The organism is Pseudacidovorax intermedius (genome assembly GCF_001476815.1).
GTDB classification, from domain to species: Bacteria; Pseudomonadota; Gammaproteobacteria; order Burkholderiales; family Burkholderiaceae_C; genus Xenophilus; species Xenophilus intermedius_A.
This window is the reverse complement of record NZ_LDSL01000076.1, coordinates 1-21,881: the sequence shown is the minus strand read 5'-3', so window position 1 is coordinate 21,881 and position 21,881 is coordinate 1. Positions and strand designations below refer to the sequence as shown.

Sequence of the window (21,881 nt, the reverse complement as noted above, 5' to 3'; positions counted from 1 at the left end):
CTCATTCGGGGTCGAAGCGCGAGGGCTGCGGCGCCGGCTCGGAGGCGCGGATCAGGATGCGCTCGATGTGCGCCTCCAGCGAGCGGGCCGCCACCGGCCACAGGTGGCGCGGCGTGTCGCTGTAGGCCATCTCCAGCCAGTCCTGCGGCGTGCCGCCGGGCTTCTTGCGCATGGCGGCGGCGATGCGCGCCTCGCGCTGCAGCCGGTGGGCCTTGAGCCGCGCGATGGCGGTGCGGGCGAAGCCGAGCACGTAGCCGTGCGCGGGCAGGATCGATTCGACGTCGAAGGCGGCGCAGGCCTCGTCCAGCCGGTCCAGCGACTCCAGGTAGTCGCTCATGTTGCCGTCCGGCGGGTCGATGACGGTGGTGCTGCCGTTGAGGATGTGGTCGCCCGAGAAGAGCAGGCCATCCTCCTCCAGCACCAGGCACAGGTGGTTGGCCGCATGGCCCGGCGTGTGGATGACGCGCAGCGTGTGCGTGATGCGGCGGCCGGCCTCGTCCATCCCGCCCTCGAGCCGAAGGCTCTCGCCGTCGTCCAGCGCGCGGTCGGGCGTGAAGCGGGCCGTGGGCCGCGCCGTGGGCGCCGAGGGCAGGCCGAGGATGGGCGGGCGGCTTTCGCACAGCGCCTGCAGCGGCACGGCGCCCGGCGAGTGGTCGGCATGCGAATGGGTGCAGACGATGGCCCGCACGTCGCCCTGGGTGGCGCGCCACAGCCGGCCGACGTGGTCGAAATCGTTCGGGCCCGGGTCGATGACGATGTAGCCGCTGGCGCGGTCGCCCACGATGTAGCTGTTGGTGCCAGGCCCGGTCATCACACTGGCGTTGGGCGCGGTGAGGCGCTGCACGTTGCGCAGCAGCGGCACCGGCGCCTCGTGCTGCCAGTCCAGCGGATGGGCGATCTGGCCGTCGGGGCAGACCAGCGCCAGCTCGCCGTAGGGCGGCTCGTGCTCCATGAAGCGGGCCTCTGCGCCCTTGAGCAGGCCGCCGCGCGGGCAGCTGCTCCACAGCGGCCGCTCGCTGGCGCAGGCTTCCAGCACGGCATGCACGTTGGCGTAGGTGGCCAGGCGCTGAAGCGTGCGGATGGTGGGGAAGATCATGTCGAAGCCGCCGTCCGCGTGGCGCTGCAGCGCATCGGCGGGGCGCACCCAGCAGGGCTCGAACTGCTCGGTCTCGTCGGCCTGCGGCATCTGGCCGGGCGGCATGCGGGCGACCAGGAAGAGCACGTCGAAGCGCTTGGGCAGGTCGCGGTCGGTGATCCAGTGCGCGAAGGCGAAGACGCGGTCGGTGGCCAGGCGCAGGCCGCGCTGGGCGCATTGCTGGGCAAAGGGCACGTCCGCCGGCGTGCTGCGGTCCATCAGCGCGAGCTCGGAGGCGCTGACAGGCCGGCCGTCGGCATGCTCGGCGAGCAGCACGCCCAGCTCCTCGAAGCATTCGCGCACCGCGGCGATGGCATGGGTCAGCTGCACGCGCGACTGGGTGCGGCGGCGCAGCGCGATGGGCCGGGACTCCGCATCGTCCTCGTCCACGCGGCCGCCGGGAAAGACGTAGGCGCCGGGCGCGAAGCTGGCGGTGGGGGAGCGGCGGGTCATCAGCACCTCCATGCCCGCTTCGGTGTCGCGCAGCAGCAGCACGGTGGCCGCTTCGCGGGTGAGCGCCGGTTCTCGGTGCGGATGGAGTTGCTGGGAGGGCCGGGGCATCGGCGCATTATCGGGAAGGGCGGTGGCGCGCGCATGTCGCCGTCCGGCGCCGGGTACGCCGGCCGGGGCGGTGGCATGATGGCCGCGACCATGCCCCTTCACCATGTCGTCCAGGGCGACGGCGCCCGACGCGCCGGCCTGCCTCCTCGTGCCCTCTGCCCGTTCGGTCGTCAGGGTCGTGCCCCGCTCGGGCGCACGGCAGGCGTGCCATGACGGCGAGCACCGCGTCGGCCGGCGCCTGGCTGCTGCGCGGCGTGCGCCTGGCCGACGGCAGCACCGTGGACGTGCACGTGGCCGGCGGGCGCATCGCCGCCCTCGGCCCCGGCCTCCCGGCGCCACCCGGCCTGCCGGTGGAGGAGGGCGGCGGCGCCCTGCTGCTGCCCGGCCTGGTCGAATCGCACACCCACCTCGACAAGACGCTCTGGGGCCTGCCCTGGTGGCGCAACGAGGTCGGCAGCCGGCTCATCGACCGCATCGACACCGAGCGGGCCTACCGTGCCACCAGCGGCCACGACGCCGCCGTGCAGTCGATGCGGCTGGCGCGCGCCTTCCTGGCGGCCGGCACGACGCGGCTGCGCACCCACGTGGACATCGACACCCAGGCGGGCCTGCGCCACCTGGCGGGCGTGCAGCGCACGGCCGAGGCGCTGGCGCCCTGGCTGCAGATCCAGACGGTGGCCTTTCCGCAGTCCGGTCTGCTCGGTCGGCCCGGCACGGCGGCGCTGCTGGATGCCGCCCTGGCCGAAGGCGCCGACGTGCTCGGCGGCCTGGACCCCTGCGCCATCGACGGCGATCCCGTGCGCGCGCTCGACCTGCTCTTCGACCTGGCCGAGCGCCACGGCAAGCCGCTGGACATCCACCTGCACGAGCCCGGCGCCATGGGCGCCTTCTCGCTCGGCCTGATCCTGGACCGCACCGCCGCCCTCGGCCTGCAGGGCCGCGTGGCGGTGAGCCATGCCTTCTGCCTGGGCGAGCTGCCGGCCGGCGAAGTGCAGGCCCTGCTGGCCCGGCTGGCCGCGCTGGACGTGGCGCTCGTCACCAGCGCACCGCCCTCGCGCCCGGTGCCGCCGCTGCTGGCCGCCCGCGCCGCGGGCGTCACGGTGGCCGGCGGCAACGATGGCATCCGCGACACCTGGACGCCCTATGGCCGCCCCGACATGCTGGCGCGCGCCATGCAGATCGGCCTGCGCTACAACCTGCGCCGCGACGACGAGATCGAGCAGGCGCTGGATTGCGTCGCCGCCGCGGGTGCGCGCGCCTGCGGTTTCGCCGACCATGGCCTGGCGGCCGGCGACCGGGCCGACCTGGTGCTGGTCGACGCGCAGACGCCCGCCGAGGCCGTCGTCGCCCATCCGCCGCGCCGGCTGGTGGCAGCGGCCGGCCGCATCGTGGCCCGCGGCGGCGAACTGCTGCCCGGCCTGCCCGGCGAGTGATCGGAGGCCGCGGCCCCATCGGCGCGCGGGCCGCGCCGCCGCACAGCCCGCGCGCCGCGGCCGGCCGCCGATAATCCCGCGGATGCGAATCCGCTTCACCAAGATGCAGGGCGCGGGCAACGACTTCGTCGTGCTCGACGAGACCGCGGGCCCCCTCGGGCTGACGCCCGGCCAGTACCGGTTCCTCGCCGACCGCCACTTCGGCGTCGGCGCCGACCAGATCCTCAGCGTGCGGCCCTCGCCGGCCGCGGGCGTGGACTTCCAGTACGTGATCCACAACGCCGACGGCGGCGAGGTGGAGCAGTGCGGCAACGGCGCGCGCTGCTTCATGCGCTTCGTGCGCGAACGCGGCCTGACCGACAAGGACGTGGTGCGGGTGCAGACCCTGTCGGGCGTGATCGCGCCGCGCATGACGGCCGACGGCCGCGTCACCGTCGACATGGGCCCGCCGGTCTTCGAGCCGGTCCGCGTGCCCTTCGACACCGCCGGCCTCGACCCGCAGCCCGACGGCGGCTGGCATACCTGGCACCTGGCGCTGTCCGCCGAGGCCGACGGGCCCATCGTGCCGGTGGCCGTGCTGTCCATGGGCAATCCGCATGCCGTGCAGCTGGTGGACGACATCGAGACCGCGCCGGTGGCCGAGCAGGGCCCGCGCATCGAGCACCATCCGCGCTTTCCGCAGCGCGTCAACGCCGGCTTCCTGCAGGTGGTGGACCGCACCCACGTGCGGCTGCGCGTGTTCGAGCGCGGCGCCGGCGAGACGCTGGCCTGCGGCACCGGCGCCTGCGCCGCGGTCGTGGCCGGCATCCGCCTGGGCCGGCTGGACCGGCGCGTGGACGTCGAGACCCGCGGCGGCATCCTGACCATCGAATGGGCTGGCGGCGAGGCCGACCCGGTGCTGATGACCGGCCCCGCCGTCACCGTCTTCGCGGGCGAGATCGACGTGCCCGACGAGCTTTGACGAACTGCACGCGCCGTCGCACCGCCCGACCCTTTTCCTTCCTCTTCGTCTCTTCCCTTTCCGGTGCGCCGCCCCGCGCCCGCACCGGCCGACCCGACCGCCCGCCGCCGCCATGAACCCCATCACCGAAGACGACATCGCCAACTACCTGGCCAACACGCCCGACTTCTTCGAGCGCCATGCCCAGCTGCTGGCCGAGGTGCAGCTGACCAGCCCACACGGCCAGCGCGCCGTGAGCCTGCAGGAGCGCCAGGCCGAGATGCTGCGCGAGAAGATCAAGGCCCTGGAGCACCGCATCATGGACATGGTGCGCCACGGCACCGAGAACGTGGTCACGGCCGACCGGCTGCAGCGCTGGACGCTGTCGCTGCTCACCTGGCGCGATCCGCGCGGCCTGCCCTGGGAAATCATCAAGGGCCTGCACCAGCAGTTCATGGTGCCGCAGACCGCCATCAAGCTCTGGGACCTGGACGCGGCCTATGCCGGCGAGGGCTACAACCAGGGCGTGAGCGAGGACGTCAAGGCCCTGGCCACCTCGCTGACCACGCCCTACATCGGCCTCAACGCCGGCTTCGAGGCCACCGCCTGGCTGAACGAGCCGCAGCAGGCCCAGTCGCTGGCGCTCATTCCCCTGCGCACGGCCATCGACGCCCCGGCTTTCGGCCTGCTGGTGCTGGCCTCGCCCGACCCGCAGCGCTACAACGCCGAGATGGGCACCGACTTCCTGGAGCGCATCGCCCAGCTGGCCTCGGCCGCGCTGTCGCGGCTGCGGCCTTGAGGCGCGCGCCGCGCGCCGGAGCCTGGCGCCGCGTGGGCCTGGTCATCGCCGTCCTGTGCCTGATCGCCGGCCTGGCGGTCCACGTCATGGTGCGGCGGCACGGCGCGCACGTGCTCGCGCATCCGCCCGCGCGCGAGGCCGATGCGGCCCTGGTGCTGGGCAACCGGGCCTTCATCGACGGCGCGCCCAATCCCTGCCTTGCCGCGCGCGTCGATGCGGCGGTGGCGCTGGCCCGGGCCGGCCGCGTGCGGCTGCTGGCGATGAGCGGCGGCGTGGACCACGAGGACGGCCGCATCGAAGCCGAGGTCATGGAGGGCCTGGCCCGCGCCGCCGGCTACACCGGGCCCGTGCTGCGCGAGGCGGCCTCGCAGTCCACGCGTGAGAACCTGCGGCTGTCGCGGCCCCTGCTCGAAGCCGCCGGCGTGCGGCGCGTGATCGTCGTCACCGAGCCCTCGCACCTCTGGCGCACCCGGCAGCTGGCGCGCGGCAGCGGCTTCGAGGACGCCTTCGACGTGCAGTACGCCGCCGCCCCGATGCCCTGCCGGCGCTGGGACCGCGCCGCCCGCGCGGCCGTGCGCGAGGTGGCGGCCGTCGTCAACAATGCCCTGCGTGGTGACTACTGATCCTTCGTCCGCCGCGGACGCCGACCGCGCCTTGGTCGACCGCTACCTCGCCCATGTGCGGGTGGAGCGCCGGCTGGCCGAGCGCACGGTCGAGCTGTATGCGGTGCACCTGGCCGAACTGCTGCAGCGCGCGGCCGAGGCCGGCCTGCCGCTGCAGCGCGTGGCCACGGCCCACATCCGGCGCTGGATGGCGCAGCTGCATGGCGCCGGCCGGGCGCCGCGCGGCATCGCGCTGGTGCTGTCCTGTTGGCGCAGCTTCTACCGCTGGCTGGGCCGCGAGGGGCTGGTTCCCGGCAATCCGGTGCAGGACGTGCGCGCGCCCAAGGCGCCCCGGCCGCTGCCCAAGGCCCTGGGCGTGGACGACGCCGTGCGCCTGGCCGACCACCAGCGGCCCGACGCCGACCCCTGGACCGAGGCCCGCGACCGCGCCATCGTCGAACTGCTCTACGGCTGCGGCCTGCGCGTGGGCGAGCTCACGGGGCTGGACCGCGATCCTTCCGCCGAGGCGCGCGGCTGGCTCGACCTGCCCTCGGCCGAGGTGCACGTGCTCGGCAAGGGCGGCAAGCGGCGCAGCGTGCCGATGGGCGGCCCGGCCGTGCAGGCCGTCGGCGCCTGGCTGGCGCAGCGTGCGCTGCGCCCGGTTGCGTCGCCCGCCCTCTTCGTCGGCCTGCGCGGCGGCCGTTTCGGTCCCACGGCCGTCTGGCAGATGCTGCACGCCCGCGGCATCCAGGCCGGCGTGGCGACGCCGGTGCATCCGCACATGCTGCGCCATTCCTTCGCCAGCCACCTGCTGCAATCCAGCGGCGACCTGCGCGCCGTGCAGGAGCTGCTGGGCCATGCCAGCATCGCCACCACCCAGATCTACACGCGGCTGGACTTCCAGCACCTGGCCAAAATCTACGACGCGGCGCATCCGCGGGCGCATGCGCGCACCGGCCGCGACGACGACGACAAGACGACCGACACCCCATGAAAGTCCTGCGCCTCAAGCCCGGCAAGGAGCGCTCGCTCCAGCGCCGCCATCCCTGGATCTTCGACGCCGCCATCGCCAAGGGCGGTGGCGATGCGGGCGAGACGGTGCGCATCGAGTCGCACGACGGCCGCTTCCTGGCCTGGGCGGCCTGCAGCCCGGCCTCCAAGATCCGCGCCCGCGTCTGGAGCTTCGACGAGGGCCAGCGCATCGACGCCGCCTTCTTCGCCGCCCGCTGCCGGGCCGCCGTGCAGGCGCGCGGGCTGTTCGACATCGCCAGCGACGGCCAGCGGCTGGTGCACGGCGAGGCCGACGGGCTGCCCGGCCTGATCGTGGACCGCTACGGCGACACGCTGGTGGCGCAGTTCCTGTCGGCCGGCGTCGAGCGCTGGAAGGCCGTGCTGGCCGATGCGCTGCTGGCCGCCACCGGCCTCACGAAGCTCTACGAGCGCTCGGACGCCGCCGGCCGCGAACGCGAGGGCCTGCCGCCAATCACCGGCTGGCTGCGCGGCGAGGGGCCGACGGAGATCACGATCCAGGAACACGGCTGGCGCCTGGGCCTGGACGTGGCCACCGGCCACAAGACCGGCTTCTACCTGGACCAGCGCGACAGCCGCCGCCGCTTCTCGGAACTGGCGCGGCACCGGCGCTTCGCCCGCGTGCTGAACTGCTACTGCTACACCGGCGGCTTCACCGTCGCCGCGGCGCATGGGCTGGCGGCAGCCGGCGCATTGCAAGGCGCCGAGCTGGTGTCCGTCGATTCCTCCCTGCCCGCGCTGGACCGGGCACGCGCGCATCTGGCGCTGAACGGCTTCGAGGCGGCCAACGCGCAGTTCCTCGACGCCGACGTCAACCAGACGCTGCGCCGCTTCATCGAGGAAGGCCGGCAGTTCGACGCCATCGTGCTCGATCCGCCCAAGTTCGCGCCCACCGTGGCCCATGCCGACCGCGCCGCGCGGGCGTACAAGGACATCAACCGCCTGGCGCTCAAGCTGCTGCCGCCGGGCGGCGTGCTGCTGACCTTCTCGTGCTCGGGCGGCATCGGCGCCGACCTGTTCCACAAGATCGTGGCCTCGGCCGGCATCGATGCGGGCGTGGACGGCTACATCGCCGAGCGCCTGGGGGCAGCGCCCGACCATCCCATGACCATCGAGTTTCCCGAGGGCGAGTACCTCAAGGGGCTGGTGGTGGTGCGCAAATAGAAGAAGACCAGGCCACGCGCGCGTCAATCTCGCCCGGCCGGCCGAGTCTTTGCGCCGGGCCTAAACTTTCGCCCCTTTCCCGTTTCCACCGTCGTCCCGACATTCCCGGAGCGTTCCCATGGCCCTCATTCCCGCAACCATCCTCACCGGCTTCCTCGGCTCCGGCAAGACCACCCTGCTCAAGCGCGTGCTGACCGAGTCGCACGGCCACAAGATCGCCGTCATCGAGAACGAGTTCGGCGAGGAGAACATCGACTCCGACATCCTGGTGACCGAGTCCAAGGAGCAGATCGTGCAGATGAGCAACGGCTGCGTCTGCTGCACCATCCGCGAGGACCTGCGCGAGGCGCTGCAGCTGCTGGCCGCCAAGCGCCGCAAGGGCCTGCTGGACTTCGACCGCGTGATCATCGAGACCACCGGCCTGGCCGACCCCGGCCCCGTCGCCCAGACCTTCTTCATGGACGACGAGATCGCCGAGAGCTACCTGCTCGACTCCATCGTCACGCTGGTGGACGCCAAGCATGCCGCCCAGCAGCTCAACGACCGCCAGGAAGCACGCCGCCAGGTGGGCTTCGCCGACCAGATCTTCCTGTCCAAGACCGACCTGGTGAGCGCCGAGGACACCGACGCGCTGATCCACCGCCTCAAGCACATGAACCCGCGCGCGCCCATCGAGAAGGCGCATTTCGGCGAGGTGGCCATCGCCAAGGTGCTGGACCTGCGCGGCTTCAACCTCAACGCCAAGCTCGACATCGATCCCGACTTCCTGAAGGCGGACGATCACGACCACGCGCACGACCACCACGACCATGACCACGAACATGGCGAGCACTGCGACCACCCGTCGCACCAGCACGACCATGGCCACGGCCACCACCACCACGTGGACGACGACGTCAAGAGCTTCGTCTACCGCGCCACGCGGCCCTTCGATCCGGCGCGGCTGGAGGATTTCCTGGGCGCCATCGTCAACATCTACGGCCCGCGCATGCTGCGCTACAAGGGCGTGCTGGACATGAACGGCACCCAGCGCAAGGTGATCTTCCAGGGCGTGCACCAGCTCATGGGCAGCGACCTGGGTCCGGAGTGGGGCGAGGGCGAGGCGCGCGAGAGCCGCATGGTGTTCATCGGCATCGACCTGCCGCGCGACATCCTGGTCCAGGGCCTGGACCAGTGCCTGGTGTAGGACGTTCGCGCCAGCCTGACTTCGGTCATCCTGCCGGGGGGTGCTTTCTCTATACAATCGCGCGCCTGTTCCGGCCGCCACCCCTGCGCGGACCCGGTACGGCAGGGAAGACCGCAGCCATTGAAGGAGCCCGCCACCGTGAAGAAAACCGCACCGGCCAGCGCCGGCCTCGACGCCAAGACGCCGGCCACCGTCGACGCAACGCCGTCCTCCGACGCATTGCCTCCGCGGGCGCGGCCTTCGGCCCGGCTGTCGCAATTGACCGTTCCGTCCATGCCTCAGGCGGTGGCCTCCACCGCCCCGAAGGCCAGCTTCTCAACGACCATGTCCACGGCACTCGTTCCCCCGCCTCTCGTTTCCGTCAAGAAAGATCCCAAGCTCGCGAACAACTGGAAGACCAAGCCGGTCGAGGAGTTGACCGATGCCGAAGTCATCGCGATGCCCGACAGCGAGTACATGAACGACACGCAGCTGGCCTACTTCAAGCGCAAGCTGCAGGAGCTCAAGCAGGGCATCCTCGACAACGCCGGCGAGACGACCGAGCACCTGCGCGAGGACACCGTGGTCGTGCCCGACCCGGCCGACCGCGCCACCATCGAGGAAGAGCACGCCCTGGAGCTGCGCACCCGCGACCGTGAGCGCAAGCTGCTCAAGAAGATCGAGCAGTCCATCGCCCGCATCGATGCCGGCGACTACGGCTACTGCGACGAGACCGGCGAGCCCATCGGCGTCGGCCGCCTGCTGGCCCGACCGACGGCCACGCTGTCGCTCGAGGCGCAGCAGCGCCGCGAGCTCAAGCAGAAGATGTTCGGGGACTGATCGCTGCGCGGCCGGGCGGCGACCGCCGTCCTTCCGCCGAGCGCGCCCCGCTGCCCTGCGTCCCTTTCACCTTCCCACCCCGCACGACCGCATGTCCAGCAAGGACGACAACGGCGGCCTCCTCTCGAAGGTCGCCAAGTTCGTGCGCAATCCGCTCAAGGACTGGTCCGAGCTCGAAGGCGCCGGCGGCAATCCGGCCGAGCTGGGTTACAGCCGCGAGGCGCTCAAGGAGCTGATGGAGCGCCGCCAGCGCAACGACTTCGTGCGCCGCCGCGAGTTCGACATGCTGCGCAAGCTGCGCCAGCGCGGCGCGGCCGACGACGCCGGGCCCGTCTCCTCCAGCCTGCCCACCACCGGCCTGAAGGTCGACCGGCGGGCCGTCACGCTGCGCAAGATCGACGAGATCGAGGCGCAGATGTCGCAGCAGTGGTGGACGTCCGAGCGACCGCCCGTCGCCGACGGCGGCCGTGCCGGCCCGCCCTCGCTGTCCGAGCACCACGCCCGCGCCTATGCCGACACCGCGCCGGCGGTGCCCACCGACCTGCAGGCGCCCCAGGCCGCGCCTGCGCCCGCCGCGCCGCCGCGTCCGTCGCCGCCGCCGGCCGCCGCCCCCGCGCCGCGCCTGGCTTTCGACACACCGCTGGAAGAGGCCGCCGTGCGCTTCGCCCAGGGCGACGACGCCGGGGCCGAAAGCGCGCTGCGCCAGGCCCTGGTGCCCGGCGGCGCCTTCGCCGACCAGCTGCAGACCTGGCGCGCCCTGCTGGACTTCTACCGCGCCACCGGCGATTCCGACCGCTTCGCCGAGGCGGGCATGCATTACGCCGACCGCTTCAACCGGCCGATGCCGACCTGGGTGTCGCTGCGCAGCCTGGCGCGCGACGCGCGCACCGACCTCATCGCCCAGCGGCTGGACCCCCGCGCGGGCACCGACTGGCAGGCGCCACCGCGGCTGGACCGCCCTGCGCTGCTGGCATTGACGCAGGCCCTGTCGCGCGCCAAGGGCAGCGTCTGGCGCCTGGACTGGCGCGCGCTGCAGCACATCGAGGCGGATGCGGTGCAGCCGCTCACCACGCTGGTCACGCACTGGTCGCTGTCGCCGGTGCAGATGGGCTTCCTGGGCGCCGAGAACCTGCTGGCCGTGCTGAGCGCGGCCACGCCGCTGGGCGAGCGGGGCGTCGAGGCGGGCTGGTGGAGCCTGCACATGGCGGTGCTGCGCCTGCTCAACCGGCTGGACGACTTCGAGCTGGTGGCGCTCAATTACTGCATCACCTACGAGATCACGCCGCCCTCGTGGCAGCCGCCGCGCGGCACGGTGGCGGAGATGGTCGAGGGCCAGCAGCCCAGCCAGCGCATGGGCCTGGACGCGGGCACGCCGCGCGCCTTCCTGGCCGGTGAACTGGTGGGGGCCGAGGGCCTCAACTGGCCGCAGGTCGAAGAGGCGCTGGACCTGCCCGGCGCCGAGCCCGAGATCGACTGCGCCGGACTCGTGCGCATGGATCTGGCCGCGGCCGAGGCGCTGCGAGCCCGCCTGACGTCGCGCCCCGGATTGCGCCTGGTGGAAGTGCACGGCGTGCTGGCCGAATTCCTGCGGCTGACCGGCGTGGACCGCTGCGCCGCCTTGCTGCCGCGCGCGGGCTGAGCCGGCCGGCACGGCCTGCGTGGCCTGCGCAGTGGCACGGCGGACCAAAAAGTCCGCCACCACCCCTTGCACCTCCGGACGGCGCCCCCACGTGCCTGCGATGGAACAATTTCACGGAACCACCATCGTCAGCGTGCGCCGCAGCACGCCACAGGGCGAGCAGGTCGCCATCGGCGGCGACGGCCAGGTGACGCTGGGCAACATCGTCTTCAAGGGCTCGGCGCGCAAGGTGCGCCGGCTCTACCAGGGCAAGGTGCTGGCCGGGTTCGCCGGCGCCACCGCGGATGCCTTCACGCTGTTTGAGCGCTTCGAGGCCAAGCTGGAGAAGCACCAGGGCCACCTGACCCGCGCCGCCATCGAGCTCACCAAGGACTGGCGCACCGACCGCGTGCTGCGCCGGCTGGAAGCCATGCTGGCCGTGGCCGACCACAGCACCTCGCTCATCATCACCGGCAATGGCGACGTGCTGGAGCCGGAGCAGGGCATCGTGGCCATCGGCTCGGGTGGGGCCTACGCCCACTCGGCCGCCAAGGCGCTGGTGGAGAACACCGAGCTGTCGGCCGAGGACGTGGTGCGCAAGTCGCTGGAGATCGCCGGGCAACTGTGCATCTACACCAACATGCACCACACCATAGAAACACTTTGACCACCCCCAGGCTGCGAGAGACGTTGACCACCCCCAGGCTGCGCGCTTCGCGCTCCGCCACCCCCCTGCGAGGGGGCGCCGCCTGCGGCCTGGCGAAGCCAGTTCCGCGGCGGCTGCTGGCGTGGCCTGCTCCGCGGCCTTCTGACTGCGCCGAGGCGCAATCTTCTTTCGCGCCGTGTGTGCGGCGCGTGCTTCATTGAATGGATAGGAACCCGATGTCCGCCATGACCCCCCAGGAAATCGTGTCCGAGCTGGACAACCACATCGTCGGCCAGAAGGACGCCAAGCGTGCCGTGGCCATCGCGCTGCGCAACCGCTGGCGTCGTCAGCAGGTCGACGAGAAGCTGCGGCCCGAGATCACGCCCAAGAACATCCTCATGATCGGCCCCACCGGCGTGGGCAAGACCGAGATCGCCCGGCGCCTGGCCCGGCTGGCCGATGCGCCCTTCATCAAGGTCGAGGCCACCAAGTTCACCGAGGTGGGCTACGTAGGCAAGGACGTGGATTCGATCATCCGTGACCTGGCCGAGGTGTCCATCAAGCGCACGCGCGAGGCCGAGGTCGCCAAGGTGCGGGTGCGCGCCGAGGACGCCGCCGAGGAACGCATCCTCGACGTGCTGCTGCCCGCCGCCCGCGACGCCGAGGGCAAGCCGGCCCTCACCGAAGGCGGCAACGCCACCCGCCAGGCTTTCCGCAAGAAGCTGCGCGAGAAGCAGTTGGACGACAAGGAGATCGAGATCGAGGTGGCGGAGGCCCGGCCGCAGATGGAGATCATGGGCCCCGCCGGCATGGAGGAGATGGCCGAGCAGCTGCGCGGCATGTTCAGCCAGCTGGGCCAGGGCCGGCGCAAGACGCGCAAGCTCAAGATCGCCGAGGCGCTGCGCCTGCTGACCGAGGAAGAGGCCGGCAAGCTGCTGAACGACGAGGAGATCCGCGCCCAGGCGCTGGTCAATGCCGAGCAGAACGGCATCGTCTTCATCGACGAGATCGACAAGGTGGCCACGCGCAGCGAGGCCCATGGCGCCGACGTGTCGCGCCAGGGCGTGCAGCGCGACCTGCTGCCGCTGGTGGAGGGCACGGCCGTGACCACCAAGTACGGCGTGGTGCGCACCGACCACATCCTGTTCATCGCCAGCGGCGCCTTCCACCTGGCCAAGCCCAGCGACCTGATCCCGGAGTTGCAGGGCCGGCTGCCGATCCGTGTCGAGCTGCAGTCGCTGTCGGTGGAGGATTTCGAGAGCATCCTCACCCAGACCCGCGCCTCGCTGGTCAAGCAGTACGAGGCGCTGCTGGCCACCGAAGGCGTGACGCTGGCCTTCACGCCCGAGGGCATCACCCGCCTGGCGACCATCGCCTACGAGGTGAACGAACGCACCGAGAACATCGGCGCGCGCCGCCTGTCCACCGTGATGGAGCGGCTGCTGGACGAGGTGAGCTTCGACGCGGCCAAGCTGTCCGGCCAGACGGTGAGCATCGACGCGGCGTACGTCGATGCACGCCTGGACATGCTGAGCAAGGACGAGGACCTGTCGCGCTTCATCCTCTGAGCGCGCGACGGCGCCTTCGCGCGCTGTCAGCCAAAGGCCCGGTGCGGTGACGCCCCGGGCCTTTGTACTTTGGTTGCAGGCGCATGCCTACGCCAGCTTCACGCGGAACTTGCGGAGTGAAGGCTAAGTGCTTGCCAACTATGAGAAAACGAGCAGGAATGCTGCAAGAAAGTAGCGCCGTAAGTCCTTGATTCCATTACAAAAAATACCGCGCCAGCAGCGCTTTCCCGGGGGTGTTTGCTGGTACAGTGCAAAAAAGTGCAGGAAAGTGGGAGATGGTGGGTTAGTCCATGTCCTACGCCATGGTTTCAGGTCGCTTTTTTCGGGAGTTCCGGGTTCGTGTTTCAGGGCACCTCATCGCTGAGTCTGGATGCCAAGGGACGGCTGTCGATGCCGGCCCGGTATCTGGACGCCCTGCGCACGGAAGCCGGCGGCCAGATCACGGTCACGCGCAACCCCGACGGTGGCCTCAACCTCTACCCGCGTCCGGTGTGGGAAGAGGCGCGCGCCAGCCTGGCGGCGCTGCCGTCTTCCGAGCAGTGGCTCAAGCGCTTCTACCTGGGCAGCGCCTCCGACGTGGAGCTGGACGGCACCGGCCGGGTGCTCATCTCGCCCGAGTTGCGCGAACTGGCCGGCATCTCGCGCGACGTGCTGCTGCTGGGCGTCGGCCACCGCTTCGAGCTGTGGGACAAGGCGGCCTACCAGGCCAAGGAAGCCGCGGAGATGATGGAGAACATCCGCAACTCCGACGCGGCCCGGATGCTCAAGCTGTGACCGACGTGGCCGTGCCTTCTTTTTCTTCCGCCGGTTTCCGCCACACCACGGTGCTGCTGCACGAGGGTGTCGACGCCGTGCTGGGCGACGCGCCGCCGGCGGATGGCACCTTCGTGGACGCCACCTTTGGCCGCGGCGGCCATTCCCGGCTGCTGCTGGAGCGGCTGGCGCCCGGCGCCCGCCTGGTGGCCTTCGACAAGGACCCGGAGGCGGTGGCCCAGGCCCGGGAGATCGCCGATCCGCGCTTCTCGATCCGGCACCAGGGCTTCACTCACCTGGGGGAACTGCCACCGGGCAGTGTGGCCGGGGTCCTGATGGACCTCGGTGTCAGCTCCCCCCAGATCGACAACCCCGCCCGGGGTTTTTCTTTTCGTTTGGATGGCCCGCTCGACATGCGCATGGATCCCACGCGCGGCCAGAGCGTGGCCGACTGGCTGGCCACAGCCGAACCACAGCAGATTGCAGAGGTGATCCGTGACTATGGCGAAGAACGGTTTGCTGTTCCGATTGCAAAGGCGATTGCTGCTCGCCGACAGGAACGGGGCGCAATTTCAACCACCGCCGAGCTGGCCGAGCTCGTGGCTGGCGCGGTCAAAACCCGCGAGCCGGGCCAGAACCCTGCAACGCGCACATTTCAGGCTCTTCGGATTTTCATCAACGCCGAGCTTGAAGAGCTGCAACAGGCGCTGAGCGCCAGCCTGTCGGTGCTGGCGCCGGGCGGCCGGCTGGCGGTGATCAGCTTCCATTCGCTGGAAGACCGCATCGTCAAGCAGTTCATCGCCGAGCATTCCAAAGAGGTCTACGACCGCCGCGCGCCCTTCGCCGCGCCCAAGCCGATGCGGCTGCGCGCGCTGGAGCGCATCAAGCCCTCCGCCGACGAGGTGGCCGCCAACCCGCGCGCCCGCAGCGCCATCCTGCGCGTGGCCGAGCGCACGGAGGTGCCGGCATGATCACCCGGCTCAATTTGCTGCTGTTGCTGGCCGTGATCGGTACGGCGCTGCTGCTGGTGCACACCCAGTACCAGTCGCGCCAGCTCTATGGCCAGTACTACCGCGCCCAGGCCGAGGCCCGCACGCTGGAGACCGAGTACGAGCGCCTGCAGGTCGAGCGCCGCGCGCAGGCCACGCCGCTGCGCATCGAGACGCTGGTCAAGGACAAGCTCAAGATGCGCACCACCACGCCCGCCATCACGCTGTACGTGCGGGCGGACGGCACGGTGATTCCCGCGGTGCCGCCGGCACCGCCCGTGGTGCCCGCCGGCACGCCCGCCGCTGCCGCGGCAGCCAGGAGCACGCGATGAGCCGCGGCCCTTCCGTCCGCTACACCACCAGCCCGCTGCTGGCGAGCAAGACGCCCGTCTGGCGCAGCAAGTTCATCGTGGCCGCCATCGCGCTCGGCTTCGTGGTGCTGGCCGGCCGCGCAGCCTATGTGCAGGTGATCGGGCAGGACTTCTTCCAGCGCCAGGGCGAGGTGCGCTTCACCCGCACCATCGAGCTGCCCGCCAGCCGCGGCCGCATCCTGGACCGCAACGGCCTGATCCTGGCCTCCAGCGTGATCGCCCCCAGCGTGTGGGCCATTCCGGAGGACATCGACCGCAACGACCCCGACACCCGCACCAAGCTGCGCCGCGTGGCCCAGCTGCTGGGCATGAAGCCGCAGGACCTGGACAAGAAGCTGGCCGACGAGGACAAGAGCTTCGTCTGGATCCAGCGCCAGGTGGACGAGCCCATCGCCCGCGAGATCGCGGCGCTGGGCGTCAAGGGCCTCTACCAGACCCGCGAATACAAGCGCCAGTACCCCGAGGGCGAATCCGCCGCGCACGTGGTGGGCTTCACCAACGTCGAGGACCACGGCCAGGAAGGCATCGAGCTCGCCTTCGACAAGGACCTGGGCGGCAAGCCCGGCTCGCAGCGCGTGATCAAGGACCGCCTGGGCCGCGTGGTCGAGGGCGTGGGCGAGCGCGTGCCACCGCTGGACGGCAAGGACATCCAGCTGTCCATCGATTCCAAGGTGCAGTTCTTCGCCTACCAGAAGCTGCGCGACGCCGTGACCAAGCACCGGGCCAAGGCCGGCAGCGTGGTGGTGCTGGACGCCGTGACCGGCGAGGTGCTGGCACTGGCCAACTACCCGAGCTACGTGCCCGACAAGCGCCGCAACCTCACCGGCGAGCAGCTGCGCAACCGCGCCATCACCGACACCTTCGAGCCCGGCTCGACCATGAAGCCCATCACCGTGGCCATGGCGCTGGAGGCCGGGCGCGTCAAGCCCAGCACCATCATCGACACCACGCCCGGCCGCTACCAGATCGGCGGCTTCACCATCAGCGACACGCACAACTACGGCGTGCTGACGGTGGAGGGCGTGATCCAGAAGTCGAGCAACGTCGGCGCCCTCAAGATCGCGCAGAAGATGAGCCCGAGCGAGATGTGGGACACCTACACCGCGCTGGGCTACGGCCAGAAGCCGCAGATCACCTTCCCCGGCGCCGCGCCCGGCCGCCTGCGCCCCTGGAAGACCTGGAAGCCCGTCGAGCAGGCCACCATGGCCTACGGCTACGGCCTGTCGGCCTCGCTGCTGCAGATGTGCCATTCGTACACCGCCTTCTCGCACGACGGGAAGGTGCTGCCGCTGACCATGCTCAAGAGCAGCGACGCGCCGCCCGGCGTGCGCGTGTTCTCGCCCTCCACCGCGGTGGCCATCCGCAAGATGCTGCAGATGGCCGCCGGCCCCGGCGGCACCGGCCAGCTGGCCCAGACCGTGGGCTATTCGGTGGGCGGCAAGTCCGGCACCGCACGCAAGCAGGTCGGCAAGGGCTATGCGGCGGGCAAGTACCGCGGCTGGTTCACCGGCATGGCGCCCATCGACAAGCCGCGCATCATCGTGGGCGTCATGATCGACGAGCCGAGCGACGGCAACTTCTACGGCGGCACCGTGGCCGGCCCGGTGTTCAGCGAAGTGGTGCAGCAGACGCTGCGCATGATGAACGTCGCGCCCGACCTGGCCGTCAAGCCGCTGGTGCTCACCCAGGGCGTGGACGAGAGCTTCTGATGCCCCTGCACCGGCTCCACTCCCCCGACGAGGCCGCCGCCTGGCTGGCCGCGCGCGTGCGCGGCCAGCTGCAGGTGGACAGCCGCGCCGTGGGCGAGGGCGACGGCTTCATCGCCTGGCCCGGCGCCGCCACCGACGGCCGGCGCTTCGTGCGCGCGGCGCTGGCGCAGGGCGCCGCGGCCTGCCTGGTCGAGGCCGAGGGCAGCGAGGCTTTCGACTTCGCCGACGAACCCGCTGTCGCGGCCTACGACGGCCTCAAGGCCGCGACGGGCCCCATCGCCGCCGCCTCGTGCGGCCGGCCGGCCGACGCGATGACGCTGCTGGCGGTGACCGGCACCAACGGCAAGACCTCCACCGCCTGGTGGCTGGCCCAGGCACTGCAAGGCAGCGCCCTCGGCCCCTGCGCCGTGGCCGGCACGCTGGGCATCGGCGTGCCGCCCGAGGTCGACTACAACGGCCTGACCACGCCCGACCCCGTCACCCTGCACCGCGCGCTGCGCGATCTGGCGGGCCGCGGCGTCAAGGCCTGCGCGATGGAGGCCTCCTCCATCGGCATCGCCGAGCGGCGGCTGGACGGCCTGCGCTTCGACGTGGCGATCTTCACCAACTTCACCCAGGACCACCTGGACTACCACGGCGACATGGCGGCCTACTGGGCCGCCAAGGCCGAGCTGTTCCGCTGGCCCGGCCTGCGCGCCGCCGTGCTCAACATCGACGACCCGCAGGGCGCCCGCCTGGCCGGCGAACTGCTGGACACGGGCCTGACCGAGCTCTGGACCTGCTCCGCCACCGGCGCGCCCGCCCGCCTGTCGGCCCGCGACGCCGGCCACGGCCCGCAGGGCCTGCGCTTCCGCGTGGTGGAGCAGGGCGGCGCCGAGGCCATGGTGGCCACCGCGCTGGTCGGCGACTACAACGTGGCCAACCTGCTGGGCGTGATCGGCGCACTGCGCGCCCTCGGCCTGCCGCTGGGCGACGCCGCTGCGGCCTGCGCCCGCCTGGGCAGCGTGCCCGGCCGCATGGACGTGGTGGCCACCGGGGCCGAGGCCGGCTCGCCGCTGGTGGTGGTCGACTATGCCCACACGCCCGATGCGCTGCAGAAGGCCCTGGCCGCGCTGCGCGCCTTCGCCGACGCGCGCGGCGGCCGGCTGTGGTGCGTGTTCGGCTGCGGCGGCGACCGCGACCCGGGCAAGCGCCCGCTGATGGGTGCCGTCGCCGAGCAGGGCGCCGACCGCGTGGTCGTCACCAGCGACAACCCGCGCAGCGAAGCGCCGCAGGCCATCGTCGACCAGATCGTGGCGGGACTGGTCGCGCCGCAGGCCGCGCACATCGTGGTGGACCGTGCCGCGGCCATCGCCGAGGCCATCGCCGACGCTGCCGCGCAGGACGTGGTGCTGCTGGCCGGCAAGGGCCACGAGGACTACCAGGAAGTCGCCGGCCGGCGCTTTCCCTTCTCGGACCGCGCGCAGGCGCAGGCGGCCCTGGCCGCCCGGAGCGCGCGCGCATGAACGCACCGATGGACGTCCTCTTCACGCTGGCCGAGGCCGCCGCCTGGGTGCCGGGCGCGCGCGTCGTGGGCGACGGCCGCCGCACGGTTGCGCGGGTGCACACCGACTCGCGCACGCTGGCCGCCGGCGACCTCTTCGTCGCGCTGCGTGGTGAGCGCTTCGATGCGCACGACTTCCTGCCGCAGGTGCAGGCCCAGGGCGGCATCGCCGCCGTGGCCGAACCCGGCCGGCTGGCGCCGCTGAGCCTGGACGGCCTGGAAGTGCCCGACACCCTGGCCGCGCTCGGCGCCATCGCCGCCGGCTGGCGCGCCCGCTTCGCGCTGCCGCTGGTGGCGGTGACGGGCAGCAACGGCAAGACGACCGTGACGCAGATGGTCGCGTCCATCCTGCGCGCCGCCGCACCCGGCGCCAGCCTGGCCACGCAGGGCAACTTCAACAACGAGATCGGCCTGCCGCTGACGCTGATGCGCCTGCGCCCGTCGCACCGCCTGGCGGTGGTCGAGCTGGGCATGAACCATCCGGGCGAGATCGCACGGCTGGCCGTCATCGCCCGGCCGACGGTGGCCCTGGTCAACAACGCGCAGCGCGAGCACCAGGAATTCATGGCCACGGTCGAGGCCGTGGCGCGCGAGAACGGCTGCGTGCTGCAGGCGCTGGGCGCGGGCGGCACCGCCGTCTTCCCGCACGGCGACGACTACACCGGCCTGTGGCGCGACCTGGTGCCGGCCGGTGCCGCCTGCCTGCTGTTCGGCGAATCGCCCGCGGCCGACGTGTCGCTGGCCGGGGCCGAGTGGGACGGCGAGGCCTGGCGCTTCGCGGCCCGCACGCCGGTGGGCCAAGTGCAGGCGCGCCTGGCCATCCCGGGCCGCCACAACCTGCGCAATGCGCTCGCGGCCACGGCCTGCGCCGTCGCTGCGGGCGTGGACGCCGAGGCCATCGCCGCCGGCCTGTCGGCCTTCGAGCCGGTGGGCGGCCGATCGCGCGCGCAACTGCTGCCGCGTGCCGACGGCGGCCGGCTCACGCTGGTGGACGACAGCTACAACGCCAACCCCGATTCCGTGCGCGCCGCCATCGACGTGCTGGCGGAACTGCCCGGCCCGCGCCTGCTGGTGCTGGGCGACATGGGCGAGGTCGGCGACCAGGGGCCGCGCTTCCACACGGAGGTGGGCGACTGGGCCCGCCAGCGCGGCATCGACGCGCTGTTCGCGCTGGGCGAGGCCAGCCGCCATGCGGTCGATGCCTTCGGCGCGGGCGGCCGCCATTTCGAGGCCGTCGAGGCCCTCAACGCCGCGGCGCTGGCGCAGGCCGCCGCCGCATCGAGCGTGCTCGTCAAGGGTTCGCGGTTCATGAAGATGGAGCGCGTGGTGCAGGCCCTGGTGGCCGGCGCCGCCGGCTCGAACAACAACAAGGAGGCCGGTCATGCCGCATGACACGGACGCCCGCCCATGCTGATGAGCCTGGCCCAATGGCTGCAGACGCTGTCGCCCGAACTCGGTTTCCTGCGCGTCTTCCAGTACCTCACCTTCCGCGCGCTGATGGCCGCGCTCACCGCGCTGGTGGTGGGCCTGGCGGCCGGCCCGGCGGTGATCCGCCGGCTGCGCGCGCTCAAGATCGGCCAGCCGGTGCGCGGCTACGGCATGGAGACGCACCTGTCCAAGAGCGGCACGCCCACCATGGGCGGCGTCCTGGTGCTGTTCGCCATCGCCATCGCCACGCTGCTGTGGTTCGACCTGTCCAACCGCTTCGTCTGGATCGTGCTGTGGGTGACGCTGGGCTTCGGCGCCATCGGCTGGGTGGACGACTGGCGCAAGGTGGTCCACAAGGACCCGGAGGGCATGCGCTCGCGCGAGAAGTACATGTGGCAGTCCATCATCGGCCTGGTCGCCGCGGTGTACCTGCTGTTCTCCATTTCGGAGAGCTCCAACTGGCGCGTGCTGGAACTGTTCGTCAACTGGGTGCGCTCGGGCTTCGCGCTCGACTTCCCGCCCAAGACCAACCTGATCGTGCCCTTCTTCAAGGAGATCAGCTATCCGCTGGGCGGCATCGGCTTCGTCATCCTCACCTACCTGGTGATCGTGGGCGCGAGCAACGCGGTCAACCTCACCGACGGCCTGGACGGCCTGGCCATCATGCCGGTGGTGATGGTGGGCTCGGCCCTGGGCGTGTTCGCCTACGTGACCGGCAACGGCATGTACTCGCGCTACCTGCTGTTCCCGTCCATCCCGGGTGCGGGCGAACTGCTGGTGTTCTGCGCGGCCATGGCCGGTGCGGGCCTGGCCTTCCTGTGGTTCAACACCCATCCGGCGCAGGTCTTCATGGGCGACGTGGGCGCGCTGGCGCTCGGCGGCGCGCTGGGCACGGTGGCCGTGATCGTGCGCCAGGAGATCGTGTTCTTCATCATGGGCGGCATCTTCGTGGTCGAGGCCATCTCGGTCATGGCCCAGGTGGGCTGGTTCAAGTACACCAAGCGCAAGTACGGCGAAGGCCGGCGCGTGCTGAAGATGGCGCCGCTGCACCACCACTTCGAGAAGTCCGGCTGGCGCGAGACGCAGGTGGTGGTCCGCTTCTGGATCATCACCATGCTGCTGTGCCTGGTGGGCCTGTCCACCCTCAAGCTGCGTTGAGGACCGGCCGACCATGAAGCATCTCGCCGACCTGCATGTGCTGATCCTGGGCCTGGGCGCCTCGGGCCTGGCCATGGCGCGCTGGTGCGCGCGGCACGGCGCGCACGTCACGGTCGCCGACACGCGCGAGGCGCCGCCGCAGCTCGCCACGCTGGCCGCCGAGCTGCCGCAGGTGCGCTTCGTCGGCGGGCCGCTCACGGCCGCGCTGGTCGAGGGCCAGCCGGTGCGCGCCGTCTACCGGTCGCCGGGCCTGGCGCCCGCCACCATCGCCCCGGTGGTCGATGCCGCGCGCGCCATCGGCCTGCCGGTGGGCGGCGAGCTGGAGCTGTTCGCGCAGGCGCTGGCGGACCTGCGGCTGCCGCCGGAGGCGGCACCGGGCGACGAGGCGGCTGCTGGCGATGGTCCGGCCGATGCGGCGCACGATGGCCAG

Annotated in this window: 19 protein-coding genes and 1 pseudogene; 19 read left to right on the top strand and 1 reads right to left on the bottom strand. The window is 71.8% G+C overall.

What is annotated here, in order from left to right; genetic code table 11:
• Position 1: 1 nt before the first annotated feature.
• A complete protein-coding gene (locus NS331_RS13305; protein ID WP_058642466.1) occupies positions 2–1,696 on the bottom strand; it encodes an MBL fold metallo-hydrolase in 1,695 nt (564 codons plus the stop codon).
• A 209-nt stretch (positions 1,697–1,905) separates the two neighbouring features.
• Here NS331_RS13305 and NS331_RS13300 point away from each other — a divergent pair, with 209 nt between their 5' ends.
• The 19 genes and pseudogenes from NS331_RS13300 to NS331_RS13210 all read left to right on the top strand — a co-directional run.
• Complete coding sequence (locus NS331_RS13300; RefSeq protein WP_058642465.1) at positions 1,906–3,129, top strand: amidohydrolase family protein; 1,224 nt, start codon at positions 1,906–1,908, stop codon at positions 3,127–3,129.
• An 82-nt stretch (positions 3,130–3,211) separates the two neighbouring features.
• Positions 3,212–4,090: a diaminopimelate epimerase gene (gene dapF, locus NS331_RS13295; protein WP_058642464.1), complete on the top strand. Its 879-nt coding sequence runs from the start codon at positions 3,212–3,214 to the stop codon at positions 4,088–4,090.
• A 112-nt stretch (positions 4,091–4,202) separates the two neighbouring features.
• Complete coding sequence (locus tag NS331_RS13290) at positions 4,203–4,868, top strand: DUF484 family protein (protein ID WP_058642463.1); 666 nt, start codon at positions 4,203–4,205, stop codon at positions 4,866–4,868.
• A gap of 32 nt (positions 4,869–4,900) precedes the next feature.
• Complete coding sequence (locus NS331_RS13285) at positions 4,901–5,491, top strand: YdcF family protein (protein ID WP_058642462.1); 591 nt, start codon at positions 4,901–4,903, stop codon at positions 5,489–5,491.
• Entirely contained in the window at positions 5,469–6,464 is a 996-nt protein-coding gene (locus NS331_RS13280) for a tyrosine recombinase XerC (protein ID WP_058642461.1), read from the top strand. The genes NS331_RS13285 and NS331_RS13280 overlap by 23 nt, the downstream gene beginning before the upstream one ends.
• Entirely contained in the window at positions 6,461–7,663 is a 1,203-nt protein-coding gene (locus tag NS331_RS13275) for a class I SAM-dependent rRNA methyltransferase (protein ID WP_058642460.1), read from the top strand. The genes NS331_RS13280 and NS331_RS13275 overlap by 4 nt, the downstream gene beginning before the upstream one ends.
• Before the next feature lie 118 nt (positions 7,664–7,781).
• A complete protein-coding gene (locus NS331_RS13270; RefSeq protein ID WP_058642459.1) occupies positions 7,782–8,849 on the top strand; it encodes a CobW family GTP-binding protein in 1,068 nt (355 codons plus the stop codon).
• A gap of 219 nt (positions 8,850–9,068) precedes the next feature.
• Complete coding sequence (gene dksA, locus NS331_RS13265; RefSeq protein WP_242873739.1) at positions 9,069–9,668, top strand: RNA polymerase-binding protein DksA; 600 nt, start codon at positions 9,069–9,071, stop codon at positions 9,666–9,668.
• A 91-nt stretch (positions 9,669–9,759) separates the two neighbouring features.
• Positions 9,760–11,307, top strand: a complete 1,548-nt coding sequence (locus NS331_RS13260; protein ID WP_058642457.1) for a hypothetical protein — start codon at positions 9,760–9,762, stop codon at positions 11,305–11,307.
• Positions 11,308–11,407: 100 nt separating this feature from the next.
• Complete coding sequence (gene hslV, locus NS331_RS13255; RefSeq protein ID WP_058642456.1) at positions 11,408–11,953, top strand: ATP-dependent protease subunit HslV; 546 nt, start codon at positions 11,408–11,410, stop codon at positions 11,951–11,953.
• Positions 11,954–12,168: 215 nt separating this feature from the next.
• Positions 12,169–13,500, top strand: coding sequence for an ATP-dependent protease ATPase subunit HslU (hslU, locus tag NS331_RS13250; RefSeq protein ID WP_058642455.1), 1,332 nt, complete (start codon positions 12,169–12,171; stop codon positions 13,498–13,500).
• 339 nt (positions 13,501–13,839) lie between these two features.
• On the top strand, positions 13,840–14,274 hold the full coding sequence (gene mraZ, locus NS331_RS13245; RefSeq protein ID WP_058642454.1) for a division/cell wall cluster transcriptional repressor MraZ: 435 nt from the start codon (positions 13,840–13,842) through the stop codon (positions 14,272–14,274).
• A 5-nt stretch (positions 14,275–14,279) separates the two neighbouring features.
• The gene (gene rsmH, locus NS331_RS13240; protein WP_242873738.1) at positions 14,280–15,224 is read left to right on the top strand and encodes a 16S rRNA (cytosine(1402)-N(4))-methyltransferase RsmH; all 945 of its coding nucleotides are present in this window, start codon (positions 14,280–14,282) and stop codon (positions 15,222–15,224) included.
• Positions 15,224–15,574 carry a cell division protein FtsL gene (gene ftsL, locus NS331_RS13235; RefSeq protein WP_058642480.1) on the top strand — a complete coding sequence of 117 codons (351 nt, stop codon included), beginning with the start codon at positions 15,224–15,226 and terminating at the stop codon, positions 15,572–15,574. Before rsmH ends, ftsL begins: the two co-directional genes overlap by 1 nt.
• Complete coding sequence (locus NS331_RS13230) at positions 15,571–17,322, top strand: peptidoglycan D,D-transpeptidase FtsI family protein (protein ID WP_058642453.1); 1,752 nt, start codon at positions 15,571–15,573, stop codon at positions 17,320–17,322. The genes ftsL and NS331_RS13230 overlap by 4 nt, the downstream gene beginning before the upstream one ends.
• A complete protein-coding gene (locus tag NS331_RS13225) occupies positions 17,322–18,827 on the top strand; it encodes a UDP-N-acetylmuramoyl-L-alanyl-D-glutamate--2,6-diaminopimelate ligase (protein ID WP_058642452.1) in 1,506 nt (501 codons plus the stop codon). The genes NS331_RS13230 and NS331_RS13225 overlap by 1 nt, the downstream gene beginning before the upstream one ends.
• On the top strand, positions 18,824–20,257 hold the full coding sequence (locus NS331_RS13220; RefSeq protein WP_058642451.1) for a UDP-N-acetylmuramoyl-tripeptide--D-alanyl-D-alanine ligase: 1,434 nt from the start codon (positions 18,824–18,826) through the stop codon (positions 20,255–20,257). The genes NS331_RS13225 and NS331_RS13220 overlap by 4 nt, the downstream gene beginning before the upstream one ends.
• 15 nt (positions 20,258–20,272) lie before the next feature.
• Complete coding sequence (gene mraY, locus NS331_RS13215; protein ID WP_058642450.1) at positions 20,273–21,451, top strand: phospho-N-acetylmuramoyl-pentapeptide-transferase; 1,179 nt, start codon at positions 20,273–20,275, stop codon at positions 21,449–21,451.
• A 13-nt stretch (positions 21,452–21,464) separates the two neighbouring features.
• Positions 21,465–21,881 (top strand): annotated as a pseudogene (locus NS331_RS13210) (UDP-N-acetylmuramoyl-L-alanine--D-glutamate ligase); the annotation flags it as partial.

Coding starts and splice junctions, on each gene's coding strand:
- NS331_RS13305 (WP_058642466.1), bottom strand. CDS start 1,696: ATGCCCCGGCCCTCCCAGCAACTCCATCCGCACCGAGAACCGGCGCTC.
- NS331_RS13300 (WP_058642465.1), top strand. CDS start 1,906: ATGACGGCGAGCACCGCGTCGGCCGGCGCCTGGCTGCTGCGCGGCGTG.
- dapF (WP_058642464.1), top strand. CDS start 3,212: ATGCGAATCCGCTTCACCAAGATGCAGGGCGCGGGCAACGACTTCGTC.
- NS331_RS13290 (WP_058642463.1), top strand. CDS start 4,203: ATGAACCCCATCACCGAAGACGACATCGCCAACTACCTGGCCAACACG.
- NS331_RS13280 (WP_058642461.1), top strand. CDS start 5,469: ATGCCCTGCGTGGTGACTACTGATCCTTCGTCCGCCGCGGACGCCGAC.
- NS331_RS13275 (WP_058642460.1), top strand. CDS start 6,461: ATGAAAGTCCTGCGCCTCAAGCCCGGCAAGGAGCGCTCGCTCCAGCGC.
- NS331_RS13270 (WP_058642459.1), top strand. CDS start 7,782: ATGGCCCTCATTCCCGCAACCATCCTCACCGGCTTCCTCGGCTCCGGC.
- NS331_RS13260 (WP_058642457.1), top strand. CDS start 9,760: ATGTCCAGCAAGGACGACAACGGCGGCCTCCTCTCGAAGGTCGCCAAG.
- hslV (WP_058642456.1), top strand. CDS start 11,408: ATGGAACAATTTCACGGAACCACCATCGTCAGCGTGCGCCGCAGCACG.
- hslU (WP_058642455.1), top strand. CDS start 12,169: ATGTCCGCCATGACCCCCCAGGAAATCGTGTCCGAGCTGGACAACCAC.
- NS331_RS13230 (WP_058642453.1), top strand. CDS start 15,571: ATGAGCCGCGGCCCTTCCGTCCGCTACACCACCAGCCCGCTGCTGGCG.
- NS331_RS13225 (WP_058642452.1), top strand. CDS start 17,322: ATGCCCCTGCACCGGCTCCACTCCCCCGACGAGGCCGCCGCCTGGCTG.
- NS331_RS13220 (WP_058642451.1), top strand. CDS start 18,824: ATGAACGCACCGATGGACGTCCTCTTCACGCTGGCCGAGGCCGCCGCC.
- mraY (WP_058642450.1), top strand. CDS start 20,273: ATGCTGATGAGCCTGGCCCAATGGCTGCAGACGCTGTCGCCCGAACTC.